Consider the following 12,647-nt stretch of genomic DNA (forward strand, 5'->3'; position numbering starts at 1 on the left):
GAGCTTGCTCCCGCTGGGCTGCGAAGCGGCCCTAAAACCTGAACACTCGGTGTGTCAGGCAAAAATCATGTCTGAAGTTTTTGGGGCTGCTTCGCAACCCAGCGGGAGCAAGCTCCCTCGCCACAACAGCACTTGGCTTGAAACTCAAGCTCCACCCTCCTCCAACAACCGATACCCCACGCCCGCCTCAGTCACGATGAACCGCGGCCGAGTCGGGTCGTCGGCGAGTTTGTGCCGCAGGTGACCGATGACGATGCGCAGGTAATGGCTGTCTTCGACGTGGGTCGGGCCCCAGATGTCCTTGAGCAATTGTTGCTGGGTGATGACCCGCCCTGGATGCCGCGCCAGTTGCGCCAGCACCGCGTATTCCTTGCGGGTCAGGGCCACTTCGGCGCCGTCCAGCAGGACCCGGCGGTAAGCCAGGTCGACCGTCAGCGGGCCGAACGTCAATGCCGCCGACGGTGCCTCGCCCGCCGGCGCCTGGCGCAGGAGCGCGCGCACCCGGGCGAGGAACTCCTGGATGCCGAAAGGCTTGGTCACGTAGTCATTCGCACCGTTGTCCAGTGCCTCGACCTTCTGCGCTTCGCTGGCGCGTACTGACAGGACCAGCACCGGCACGGCAGACCATTGGCGAAACTCGCGCAGTACCTGCTGGCCGTCCATGTCCGGCAGGCCAAGGTCGAGCACCAGAAGATCAGGCTTGTTCAACGCCGCCTGGGCCAGGCCCGCTGCGCCGGTCTCGGCTTCGAGCACCTTGTAGCCTTGCGAGGTCAGGCTGATCCGCAGGAACTTGCGGATCTGCGGTTCGTCATCGATGACCAAAAGGGTCGCGTTCTGGCTCATGGGGTCCGTTCATTTCCATCAAGTGGCGAGAGCATAACGCAGCGCCAGTCAGGCTTCATCGTCCATGCCCGGTTGTGCCTGCAAGGGCAGGTGCAAGGTGATGCAGGTGCCGCGCCCATCGAGCCCCTCGTCGACGCTGATCCGCCCGCCATGGGCGCCGACCATGCCCTGACAGATCGCCAGCCCCAGCCCGGTGCCCTGCCCGCCACGGTCGCCGCGCGCAGCGGTGTAGAACATGTCGAAGATTTTCTCACGCTCCGGCTCGGGAATTCCGGGCCCTTCATCGGCCACGGCGAAGCATATTTCATCGGTCGTCGCTGCGGCGCTCAACAGCAACCGACCATGGGCCGGCGAAAACCGCGCGGCGTTTTCCAGCACGTTGACCAGCGCCTGTTCGATCAGCGCCGCATGGACATACAACAGCGGCAATCCGGTTGGCACTTCGATGCTGACCGCCAGTGGCGCCAGTACCGCCCGCAACCGGTTCAACGCACTGGCAACGATGTCGGCCGGCGATACCCAATCGCGCGCCAGCTTCAGCGCACCGTGGCCGAGGCGGGTCATATCGAGCAGGTTCTGGATATAACGATCCAGGCGTTCGGCTTCGTCGCGGGTGCCTTCGAGCAATTCGCGACGGTCCTGCAGCGGGATCGCCTCGCCCAGCGCCAGCAGGCTGTCGATGCTGCCGCGCATGGAAGTCAAGGGCGTGCGCAAATCATGGGAGACGGAGGCCAACAAGGCGCTGCGCAATTGCTCGGTTTCGCCGTGCAGCCGCGCCGCTTCCAGGTCCTGCGCCAGCTGCGCCCGAGCCAGCGCCTGGGCCAGCGGCTGGCTGAGCGCCGCCAGCAAGCGGCGACGTTGACCGCTCAACGGCTTGCCGTCTTTCAGGCAGACTCCCAACAGGCCCAACGGGCCACCCTCGGACGACAAGGGCCACCACCACCAGCGCCCGGACGGCAGCGTCGCGGTGCCGGCGCCGGCCGGCTGATCGTGCTGCCAGGACCAGTCGGCGGCAGCGCGCTCGGCCTCGGTGAAGGTCAACGGTTCGGCCGTCTCGACGTGCCAGCCGTGCTGTGCGTCGCGCTTGAGCAGGCACAGTTGCAAATCGCCCTCGCTGTTGAGGTGCTGCACGGCGGCGCTGATTACCGCCTGGCGATCGGTCGCGGCCGTCAGTTTGCGCGACAGATCCAGCAGCTCAGCGGTTTCCTGCTGGGTGTCGCGCAGCGCCTGCAATTGCCGACGCTGGCGCGCCGCGAGGTTGCCGGTCAGGGCGGCCATCAAGAGGAAAAAAACCAGCGTCAGCACGTCTTCTTCGCGCTGGATCGTCAGCGAAAAATTCGGCGGGATGAACAGAAAGTCGTACGCCAGGAACGACAGCGCCGCACAGGCCAGCGCCGGGCCGAGGCTGCTGCGCACCGCCACCAGCAACACCGCCATCAGGAATACCAGGGAGATATTGGGCAACGCAAGCAACCCGGAAATCCCCCAGGCCAGGGCACTGGCGGCCAGCGTAGCCACCACCGCCAGCGCATAGTCGAACCCGGTCTGGACGGTGCCCGGACGCAGGCGGGGCGGCGGCGGTGTTTCATCGCCGTCCAGCACGTTGATCTCCAGCCCACGGGCATCGCGCAGCAATCGCGAAGCCAGGCCGCCGCCGAACAGGCGCCTGCGCAAACGCCGGCGGGACTGCCCCACCAGCACCAACGTGGCACGCCGTTGCATCGCGTGCTGGATAAGCGTCCTGGCGACCTCTCCCGCCCGCAGCAGCACCACCTCGCCGCCAAGGCGTTCCGCCAGTTGCTGGGCGCTCTGCAGACGCTGGCGCGAGGACTCGTCCCGTGCCGTGCCGTTGTCTACATGCACCACGCTCCAGGGCAGATGCCGGCGCTGGGCGACCCGGCTGGCGTGGCGCACCAGCCGTTCGGCCTGGTGATCAGCGTCCACGCCCACCAGCAACCGGCCCTGGACCGCCGGGGCCGACTGGCCCAGTTGTCGATAACCCTGGGCCAGGTCGTTGTCCACTTGCGCGGCAGCGGTCTGCATGGCCAGCTCACGCAGGGCGGTGAGATTGGTCTGGGTGAAAAACGCATCGATCGCCGCGCGGGCCTGTTCCGGCACATAGACCTTGCCGTCGCGCAGACGCTCCAGCAGTTCGCGCGGTGGCAGGTCGATCAGCAGCAGCTCATCGGCTTCCTGCAAGACCCAGTCCGGCAAAGTCTCGCGCACCTGCACTCCGGTGATGCCACGAACCTGATCGTTGAGGCTTTCCAGATGCTGGACGTTGACCGTGGTGAAGACGTCGATACCGGCGGCGAGCAGTTCCTGGATGTCTTGCCAGCGCTTGGCATGGCGGCTGCCGGGAGCGTTGCTGTGGGCCAGCTCGTCCACCAGCGCCAGGCTCGGGCGTGCGGCAAGCAGGCCGTCGAGATCCATCTCCTCGAGCATCACGCCGCGGTATTCCGAACGCACCATCGGCTGCTGCGCCAGGCCATTCAACAAGGCTTCGGTCTCGGCGCGCCCGTGGGTCTCGACGACCGCGGCGATGACGTTCGTTCCTTGGCGCAACCGGGTATGGGCCGCTTGCAGCATGGCGTAGGTCTTGCCCACGCCTGGGGCGGCGCCGAGGAAAACCTTGAGGCGGCCACGGTCGTTGCGTGGCAGGTTGGCTAACAGTGCATCGGCGCGGCCGGAGTCGCTCATGCTGGCTCTCTTTCAGATTTGATGAACACCCTGTGGGAGCGAGCAGGCTCGCTCCCACATGGGTTTACAGGTTTTCCAGGGCCAGGTTCAGCGCCAGCACATTCACCACCGGCGGGCCCACCAAGGGCTGCTCGGTGTTGTCGTCAAGCAACTGCTGCAACGTCGACACCGGCAAGTTGCGCGCCGTAGCGACACGCGCCAGTTGATAGGCAATCGCGGCCGGAGGCAAGTGCGGATCCAGGCCGCTGCCGGAAGTGCTCAGCAGCGCCAGGGGCACCGGTCCCTGGCCGGGCACTTGCAGCTTGCCGGCGTCATCGATGACCCGGGCGGCCAGCGCCGGGTTGCTCGGGGAAAAGTTGCTCGCGCCGCTGGCGGCCGTGGCGAAGGCGCCGGCCGAAGGGCGCGGATGAAACCAGGCATCGCCGGTGAAGTCCTGGGCGATCAATCGGGAACCGCGGACCTTGCCGTCGGCATCATGGATAAGACTGCCGTTGGCCTGCTCCGGAAAAGCGATTTGTGCCACGCCGGTGACGAACAACGGGTAGGCGACGCCGGTGATCAGGGTCATCAGCAATAACAGGCTCAGGGCCGGGCGAATCATGGTGAACATTTCAAATCCTCAGTTGAAAACACATCTGTGATGGATGTCTTCAGGCTCAAACCAACCCCAACCCCGTCAGCAACAGATCAATCGCCTTGATCCCCACGAACGGCACCGCGATCCCCCCGAGGCCGTAGATCAGCAGATTGCGTCGCAGCAACGCGGCCGCACTCGCCGCCTGCACTCGCACGCCACGCAAGGCCAGAGGGATCAGCACGACGATGATCAGGGCATTGAAGACGATGGCCGAGAGGATCGCGCTCTGTGGGCTGTTCAGGTGCATGACGTTCAACACGCCGAGCTGTGGATAAATCGAGGCGAACAGCGCCGGCAAAATCGCAAAGTACTTGGCGATGTCATTGGCGATGGAAAAAGTCGTCAGGGCCCCGCGGGTTACCAGCAATTCCTTGCCGATCTGGACCACGTCCAGCAACTTGGTCGGGTCGCTGTCGAGATCGACCATGTTGGCCGCCTCCCGCGCCGCCTGGGTGCCGTCGTTCATCGCCATGCCGACATCGGCCTGGGCCAGGGCCGGGGCGTCGTTGGCGCCGTCGCCGCACATGGCGACCAGCCGGCCGTCGTTCTGTTCGTGACGGATGCGCGCCAGTTTTTTCTCCGGCGTGGCCTCCGCCAGCACATCATCGACGCCCGCCTCGGCGGCAATCGCGGCAGCGGTCAGCGGGTTGTCACCGGTGACCATGACGGTGCGGATGCCCAGCTTGCGCAGTTCGGCAAAGCGCTCGCGGATCCCGGGCTTGACCACGTCCTTGAGGTGAATGGCACCGAGCAATCTGCCGTCCACGCAGACCAGCAACGGCGTGCCGCCGCTCTGGGCGATCTTGTCGATTTCCCGCGCCAGTACCGGCGGCAGCTCGTTGCGTGGCAGGCCGATGAAACTCAGCAAGGAATCCACCGCGCCCTTGCGATAGACGCGCCCCTGATGATCCACGCCGGACAACCGCGTCTCGGCGCTGAATGGCACCGCCGTCAGCGCGTCCAAAGCAGGCTCGGGTTGGGGATGCAAGCCGCGCAGATACTCGACGATGGATTTGCCTTCGGCCGTATCATCGGCCAACGAGGCGAACAACGCGCCTTCAGCCAGCTCCTTGGCGCTCACCCCAGGGGCGGCATAGATCGCCGCACAGCGACGGTTGCCAAAGGTGATGGTGCCGGTCTTGTCCAGCATCAGCACGTGGACATCGCCCGCCGCCTCCACCGCGCGGCCGGATTTGGCGATGACGTTCAGGCGCACCAGACGGTCCATCCCGGCGATGCCGATCGCCGACAGCAGCCCGCCGATGGTGGTGGGAATCAAGGTCACCAATAGTGCTACCAGAAACACCAGCGGCAGGCTGCCATTGGCGAAATGGGCGAACGGCTGCAGCGTCACCACCACCAGCAGGAAGATCAGCGTCAGGCCGATCAGCAGGATGTCCAGCGCCACTTCGTTCGGGGTTTTCTGGCGCTTGGCGCCTTCGACCAGGGCAATCATGCGGTCCAGGGTGGATTCGCCGGGATTGCTGGTAATGCGCACCAGCAACCAGTCGGAGACCAGCCGCGTATTGCCGGTGACCGCCGAGCGATCCCCGCCGGATTCGCGAATGACCGGTGCCGACTCCCCGGTGATCGCCGCTTCGTTGACCGCCGCGATGCCCTCGATCACCTCCCCGTCGCCAGGGATCATTTCCCCTGCCGCGACACGCACCACGTCACCCTTACGCAAACGGGTGGCGGGAATCACTTCAAAGCCGTCCGCCGTCTGGCGGCGAGCACTCAGGCCTTCGCTGCCGGCCTTGAGGCTGTCGGCACGGGCCTTGCCCCGACCTTCGGCCAAGGCTTCGGCGAAGTTGGCAAACAACACGGTGAACCACAGCCACAGGGCGATCTGCGCAGCGACGAAAGTCGGCACGGCGGCGTCGGGAACCAGGCACAGCACGGTGGTGAGGATCGCGGTCAGTTCCACCACCAGCATCACCGGCGCGCGGTGCAACTGACGCGGATCGAGCTTGACGAAAGCTTGCACCAGCGCCGGCCGCCACAGCGCCGACAGCTGGGTTTGCGGTTGTTCCGGCGCCTTGGCGACGACGGTTTTGCTCAATGGCATATTCATCATCTGTTCCTCAGAAACCCATGCTCAGGTGTTCGGCGATCGGCCCCAGGGCCAGGGTCGGCAAGAATGTCAGGCCACCCACGAGGAGGATGGTCACGGTCAGCAGGGTCACGAACAGCGGGCCGTGAGTCGGGAAGCTGTTCTGGCCGATCGGTGCGGTTTTCTTCAGCGCCAGGCTGCCGGCCAACGCCAGCACCGGCAGGATGTAGCCGAAACGGCCAATCAACATGCCCAGGCCCAGCATCAGGTTATGGAACGGCGTGTTGGCGCCGAAACCGGCAAACGCCGAACCGTTGTTCGCCCCAGCCGAGGTGTAGGCGTAGAGCAACTGACTGAAGCCATGAGCGCCAGGATTGCTCACCGCCGCGGCGGGCCCGGGCAGGCTTGCGGCAATCGCGCCGAGCACCAGCACACTCACCGGCATCACCAGCAGCGTCACCACCAGCAACTGCACTTCCCGGGCGCCGAGTTTCTTGCCCAGGTATTCCGGCGTACGACCGATCATCAACCCGGCCAGGAACACCGCGATCAACACGTTGAGCAGCATCCCGTAGAGCCCGGCGCCAACACCGCCGAAAATTACTTCGCCCAGCATCATGTTCACCAGCGCGACCATGCCGCTCAGCGGGTTGAGGCTGTCGTGCATCGCGTTGACCGAGCCGTTCGAGGCTGCCGTGGTGGTCACCGACCAGAGCACCGTGGCCGTGGTGCCGAAACGTGACTCCTTGCCTTCCAGCGGCGCGGCCTGTTCAACGGCCGCGTTATCAAAGGCCGGGTTGGGTTGGAATTCCGCCCACAGCGACGTCGCGCCGCCGATCAGGAACAGCGCCAGCATGCAGGCGATGATTGCCCGACTCTGGCGCAGGTCCTTGACGTAATGGCCGAACGTGAACACCAGCGCCGCCGGGATCAGGATGATCGACGCGACTTCAAACAGGTTGCTCCAGGCCGTCGGGTTCTCGAACGGGTGCGCCGAGTTGACACCAAAAAAACCACCGCCGTTGGTGCCCAGTTGCTTGATCGCAATCTGGCTGGCGGCCGGGCCCAATGGAATCACCTGGTCGACGCCCTGCATCGTCACCCCGTGCACATACTGCGCGAAGGTTTGCGGCACGCCCTGCCACACCAGAAACAGCGCCAGCAGCAGGCACAGCGGCAACAGTCCATAGAGGGTGGCACGGGTCATGTCGACCCAGAAATTGCCCAACGTCGCCGCGGACTTGCGCCCGATCCCACGACACAGCGCCACCAGCACGGCCAAGCCGGTGGCGGCGCTGACGAAGTTCTGCACCGTCAGACCGACCATCTGGCTCAAATAACTGAGGGACGCCTCGCCGCTGTAGGACTGCCAGTTGGTGTTGGTCACGAAGCTGACCGCCGTATTGAAGGCCTGGGTCCATTCCATGCCTGGCAGCTTTTCCGGGTTAAGTGGCAAATGCCCCTGCAACAACAGGATCGCAAACAACAGCACAAATCCCGCCAGATTGAACGCGAGCAAGGCCAGGGTGTACTTCTGCCAACTCTGCTCGGCAGTCGGATCAACGCCGGCCACCTTGTAACAACCGCGCTCCACCGGCCCAAGAATCGGCGACAGCCAGGTACGCTGGCCCTCCATAACCCGATAGTAAAACCGTCCCAGAAACGGCGCCGGAATCAGCACCAGAGCAAAAAAGCCGAGGATCAGCCCGAAGTCATAACCGTGCATAACCGCTCCTAGTTCCGATCCGCGCGCAACAGCGCAACCAGCAGATAAATGAACAGCGCCCCTGCCAGCAGCAGCGACACCCCGTCCAGAACACTCATGGGATTTCTCCGTGGTACGGCGTCGTGCCGTGTGTGGGGGGATTGTCTGCAGGGAGGGTGTAAAGGCGCGAGATCGAGGCAGGGGGTCGGGGATAAAGAATCTGTAAAAATCGACTTGATGGTTGGCTGGGCGGGCCCCTTCGCGAGCAGGCTCGCTCCCACAATGGCTCTGTTGCGAATAGAGATTTGCGTCTACCGAAGATCCCTGTGGGAGCGAGCTTGCTCGCGATGAGGCCCGCCCAGGCACCTACGCTCCGAACTGGGGCATAAATCCGGCCAATCCAGCAGTGAATATTCCCGATACGACACGATTTCGCCTATTACGACCGGTTCCAGCCCTGTGGCACGTCCACTGCACTGCCCTCTCCCCAGCGCTTTTGCTATTTATCGAGGGGAGCCACCGATGAACACACAACTCAAACCCACCCTGGGCACCCTGCACTTATGGGGCATCGCCGTTGGCCTGGTGATTTCCGGTGAGTATTTCGGCTGGAGTTACGGCTGGGGAGTCGCCGGAACGCTGGGCTTTCTGGTGACGTCGTTCATGGTCGCGGCCATGTACACCTGCTTCATCTTCAGTTTCACCGAGCTGACCACCGCCATTCCCCACGCTGGCGGACCGTTCGCTTACAGCCGTCGAGCCTTTGGCGAAAAAGGCGGCTTGATCGCCGGCCTGGCAACCCTGATCGAATTTGTCTTCGCACCACCGGCCATTGCCTTGGCCATCGGCGCCTACCTGAATGTGCAATTCCCGGCGCTCGACCCGAAACACGCTGCCGTCGGCGCCTACATCGTGTTCATGGGCCTGAACATCCTCGGGGTGAAACTGGCCGCGACCTTCGAGCTGATCGTCTGCGTACTTGCCGTCGCCGAGTTGCTGGTCTTCATGGGCGTGGTCGCGCCTGCGTTCAGTTTCAGTAGCTTCGCCTTGAACGGCTGGGCCGGTTCCGACGTGTTCGGTGCACCGGCCATTGCCGGAATGTTCGCCGCCATTCCCTTCGCGATCTGGTTCTTCCTCGCCATCGAAGGCGCGGCCATGGCCGCTGAAGAAGCCAAGGATCCGAAACGCACGATCCCCAAGGCCTATATCAGCGGCATCCTGACGTTGGTGTTCCTGGCCATGGGCGTGATGTTCTTCGCCGGTGGCGTCGGTGACTGGCGCACCCTGTCAAACATCAACGATCCCCTGCCGCAAGCCATGAAAACCGTGGTCGGTGAAAGCTCCGGCTGGTTGCACATGCTGGTCTGGATCGGCCTGTTCGGCCTGGTAGCCAGCTTCCACGGCATCATCCTCGGCTACTCACGCCAGTTCTTCGCCCTGGCCCGCGCCGGCTACCTCCCCTCTTCCCTGGCCAAACTGTCACGTTTCCAGACCCCGCACCGGGCCATCATCGCCGGCGGCCTGATCGGCATCGCGGCAATCTACAGCGACGGCCTGATCAACCTCGGCGGCATGACCCTGACCGCGGCGATGATTACCATGGCCGTGTTCGGCGCAATCGTCATGTACATCATGAGCATGCTCAGCCTGTTCAAACTGCGCAAAACCGAACCGAATCTCGAACGTACGTTCCGCGCGCCCGGCTATCCGATCGTACCGGGGATCGCCCTGGTGCTGGCGGTGGTGTGCCTGGTGGCGATGGCCTGGTTCAACACGCTGATCGGGCTGATCTTCCTGGGGTTCATGGCGGTGGGTTTCGTGTACTTCGTGATGACCGCACAGTTGCGTGCGGATGCCCCGGCCGACGCGATGTTGACCGGTTTATGAGACGGCGAATCCATTTCCAGCTCACAAACATTGGCAGCGCCTCTCTAAGCCTCTATTAAGGTCTAGTTCAACGCATACCAATACAACGACGTTCCGCATATGTGGGAGATCTCCCCCCCAATAGATAATTGATCCGCCTTACGTTATGTCCGACTTGACGTCGGACATAACCGGATGGGCCGGCCACTGAGGCTTAGCGAAATGTGTAGGCGGGACCGGCTTCGCACCGCTCAGAAATGGATAGTTCGGATCGCTCTTGTCCCAATAGCTACGCTGATATGCCGTCAGGTGCATGCCGGCCCCAGCGTAGCCTTCCCCCACCAAACGCGGCCGGTGTCACCACTTAGGCGGTTGCGAAGTTACACCCACCAAGCTATCGGGTCGGTGAGCATTTGCCCGCTGACTTGATCCATGGGCGCGCACGCATCGCAAGAACGTTTTTGGTCGGGCTCTTAAGTTTTCTCTGATCAAAAGGCACCCGCTCGTTGGCGGGGACGTTGCCATGTTTGGCGTGAGGGCTGGCTGAGCTGCCGCCGAATGATGGCGCGCGCGCAACCTACCGTTTAAACTTCGCGCCCCTCCACAAGCGGATTCACGAGCACCGGACGCATGATAAAAAATATTCAATACCTACGCTTCTTCGCTGCCTTCCTGGTCGTGCTCGCACACTCACACCTTCAGATTTACGGCGTGGATGCCCGTGAAACAAATCTTGGTGGTTTCGGAGTTGACATATTCTTCATAATCAGCGGTTTTATCATGCCGTTTATTATCTTTGGTGGGCTTTATACGCCTACTTCCACCGCAACAATGGGCGCCGGTGGCTTTATGTGGCGCCGTTTTACACGCATCTGGCCGATGTATTTCCTTACCATCATGATGGTTGTATTCCTATCTTGGCTGGTTTCCTCGGGGTGGATCGAGCATCCCACAAAGGATTTTGAATACTTCTTCAACCGGTATCGGATGGATCCCAAATGGCTCCTCCAGACCCTTTCGTTTACTCACTGGGACCGTCCTCCGGTGCTGGGTATTGGGTGGACACTACAAGTTGAGTTTTTATTTTATGCAGCCATCGCTGTAACCCTGATTCTTCGCGCTCGCTCGCTTGAGGCAATAGAGAGTGGACTATTGGCTTTCTTCTTCATCATATTGATCCTGTCTACTTGGTCGCCCATAGCAAGCTCCTTTTCGAACGCTATGATCGTGGAATTCATGCTCGGCATGTTTCTCTATCGCGTGATCTCCAAAGGCGCCTTGATCCCTAAATCGCTCGCTGTTGGCGTGGTGCTAATGACGTTACCTGCGTTTTTGATTATCGAATATCAGGGCCTTGTTAAGCTTGCTGGGTCTCTCTATCGCCCGATAGCATGGGGCTTGCCAGCCTTCTTCCTGGTTTGGGCCGCCCTAAGCCTCGAAGATGCAACACCGAGAATTAGGTGGTTGGAACTACTGGGCGACGCTTCATATAGCCTATATCTGGTACATGGGTTTGTGGCGCCAGTGTTCGTTTATATTTGGGTCAGCAATGGGCTTGTACCAGTAGTACCGGCATGGATCTATCTCGGCTTATATTTAACTGCCTGCCAGATAGCCGGGATAGCTGCACACTTATTTATTGAAAAGCCTATTACTCGGGCGATACGAAATCTTACGAGACTCCAATCATGACGCGTAACTTATTATTTTGGCTGGTGGCGGTGTCATCATCAGCAGCAGCGGATATCGGTCCCGATGGCGCACCCATCGATAAGGAATATCATGCATGCACCAACTTAGATTGCAGCGTGTACCCTTCGACAAAATTTCACTTGAAGGAAAAAGCTCTCTCTGGAAAAACCGTATACGGTGAGACTTTTTATGCTGAAAAAGGAATACCATCTTACAAAACTATTTTCACGCCTCAAAAAATAAATTATGTTTTCAACCCTTCAAATGGCAAAATTTATGCACCAGGCATTGATTATTTAGTAACAAGCGAAGGTTTAAAGCTAACGCCAAATTCATCCATACAGCAAGCTCCAGCAGGTTTTTCCTCGACCGCCACGCCGGAAGAAAAAAAAATTTACGGGGTTCGAGTCACAACTGAGTTTCAGCAGTACCAATACGCAGTCACTTATGAAAAGCAAGACAGATTTCAGCCGAATATCATCGGAAGTCTGGGAAGCATCCCTTTAACTCCCGGAACGCTTCCGCTGAAAGTTACATTTTTTGGAGACTCGATTACTCAAGGCGCTAACTCTACAGAGGGATACACCGCCCCATTCCAGCCAGGTTATGCAGGCCTTGTCATGTCATACCTAAACGTATTGAACCCAGGCATGTGGGAGTATCGAAATAATTCAGTAGGTGGGTGGAATACGCTTAACGCCGTGTCAGCTGTTGGTTACCGCGTCATGGATAAAAAAAGCGATTTGATAGTACTCGGGTTTGGAATGAATGATAGCAACTTCATTTCGCCAGGCGACTACAAAAACAATATAAATAAATTGATCTCCGACATAAGAACTAACCAGCCAAAGACTCCTATACTATTAGTGAGCGGAACAGCTGCCAATCCTAACAGCTCAATTCAGAACTCAGCATTTTTGAATGGCTATCGAGAGGTCCTTAAAGACGTCGTCAACGAAAACGAATTAGTGGCCGTAGCAGACATTACAAGCACTTGGCAGATGTTACTGAAACATAAAAACTACTACGACATTACCGGCAATGGTTTGAACCATCCAAACGACTTTGGACACCGCGTCATCGCTGAGTCTGTTCTAAGCGCAATCCTTGGGCCCCGCTATTGATCATACAGCTCTTAGGAAATCGAAGCA

9 protein-coding genes are annotated in these 12,647 nt (G+C 60.6%); 3 read left to right on the top strand and 6 right to left on the bottom strand.

The window, feature by feature from the left end; all coding sequences use genetic code 11:
* Positions 1-144 precede the first annotated feature (144 nt).
* The 6 genes from M1E16_RS19160 to kdpF all read right to left on the bottom strand — a co-directional run bounded on the left by M1E16_RS19160 (position 145) and on the right by kdpF (position 8,057).
* Entirely contained in the window at positions 145-843 is a 699-nt protein-coding gene (locus M1E16_RS19160; RefSeq protein ID WP_434697221.1) for a response regulator, read from the bottom strand.
* Positions 844-891: 48 nt separating this feature from the next.
* A complete protein-coding gene (locus M1E16_RS19165) occupies positions 892-3,543 on the bottom strand; it encodes a DUF4118 domain-containing protein (RefSeq protein ID WP_434697220.1) in 2,652 nt (883 codons plus the stop codon).
* A gap of 64 nt (positions 3,544-3,607) precedes the next feature.
* Positions 3,608-4,153, bottom strand: a complete 546-nt coding sequence (kdpC, locus tag M1E16_RS19170) for a potassium-transporting ATPase subunit KdpC (RefSeq protein WP_458128138.1) — start codon at positions 4,151-4,153, stop codon at positions 3,608-3,610.
* Between the two features lie 46 nt (positions 4,154-4,199).
* Positions 4,200-6,254, bottom strand: a complete 2,055-nt coding sequence (gene kdpB / locus M1E16_RS19175) for a potassium-transporting ATPase subunit KdpB (protein ID WP_458128139.1) — start codon at positions 6,252-6,254, stop codon at positions 4,200-4,202.
* 10 nt (positions 6,255-6,264) lie between these two features.
* On the bottom strand, positions 6,265-7,959 hold the full coding sequence (gene kdpA / locus M1E16_RS19180; RefSeq protein WP_458128140.1) for a potassium-transporting ATPase subunit KdpA: 1,695 nt from the start codon (positions 7,957-7,959) through the stop codon (positions 6,265-6,267).
* A gap of 8 nt (positions 7,960-7,967) precedes the next feature.
* Complete coding sequence (gene kdpF / locus M1E16_RS19185; protein ID WP_032833236.1) at positions 7,968-8,057, bottom strand: K(+)-transporting ATPase subunit F; 90 nt, start codon at positions 8,055-8,057, stop codon at positions 7,968-7,970.
* Positions 8,058-8,460: 403 nt separating this feature from the next.
* Between kdpF and eat the strand changes: the two genes are divergently transcribed.
* The 3 genes from eat to M1E16_RS19200 all read left to right on the top strand — a co-directional run bounded on the left by eat (position 8,461) and on the right by M1E16_RS19200 (position 12,620).
* On the top strand, positions 8,461-9,825 hold the full coding sequence (gene eat, locus M1E16_RS19190) for an ethanolamine permease (RefSeq protein ID WP_458128141.1): 1,365 nt from the start codon (positions 8,461-8,463) through the stop codon (positions 9,823-9,825).
* Between the two features lie 609 nt (positions 9,826-10,434).
* A complete protein-coding gene (locus tag M1E16_RS19195; RefSeq protein ID WP_458128142.1) occupies positions 10,435-11,496 on the top strand; it encodes an acyltransferase family protein in 1,062 nt (353 codons plus the stop codon).
* On the top strand, positions 11,493-12,620 hold the full coding sequence (locus M1E16_RS19200; protein WP_458128143.1) for an SGNH/GDSL hydrolase family protein: 1,128 nt from the start codon (positions 11,493-11,495) through the stop codon (positions 12,618-12,620). The genes M1E16_RS19195 and M1E16_RS19200 overlap by 4 nt, the downstream gene beginning before the upstream one ends.
* Positions 12,621-12,647 lie beyond the last annotated feature (27 nt).

It is taken from the genome of Pseudomonas sp. Z2-11, from assembly GCF_054161305.1.

Coding starts and splice junctions, on each gene's coding strand:
- kdpC (WP_458128138.1), bottom strand. CDS start 4,153: ATGTTCACCATGATTCGCCCGGCCCTGAGCCTGTTATTGCTGATGACC.
- kdpF (WP_032833236.1), bottom strand. CDS start 8,057: ATGAGTGTTCTGGACGGGGTGTCGCTGCTGCTGGCAGGGGCGCTGTTC.
- M1E16_RS19200 (WP_458128143.1), top strand. CDS start 11,493: ATGACGCGTAACTTATTATTTTGGCTGGTGGCGGTGTCATCATCAGCA.
- M1E16_RS19160 (WP_434697221.1), bottom strand. CDS start 843: ATGAGCCAGAACGCGACCCTTTTGGTCATCGATGACGAACCGCAGATC.
- eat (WP_458128141.1), top strand. CDS start 8,461: ATGAACACACAACTCAAACCCACCCTGGGCACCCTGCACTTATGGGGC.
- M1E16_RS19195 (WP_458128142.1), top strand. CDS start 10,435: ATGATAAAAAATATTCAATACCTACGCTTCTTCGCTGCCTTCCTGGTC.
- M1E16_RS19165 (WP_434697220.1), bottom strand. CDS start 3,543: ATGAGCGACTCCGGCCGCGCCGATGCACTGTTAGCCAACCTGCCACGC.
- kdpB (WP_458128139.1), bottom strand. CDS start 6,254: ATGAATATGCCATTGAGCAAAACCGTCGTCGCCAAGGCGCCGGAACAA.
- kdpA (WP_458128140.1), bottom strand. CDS start 7,959: ATGCACGGTTATGACTTCGGGCTGATCCTCGGCTTTTTTGCTCTGGTG.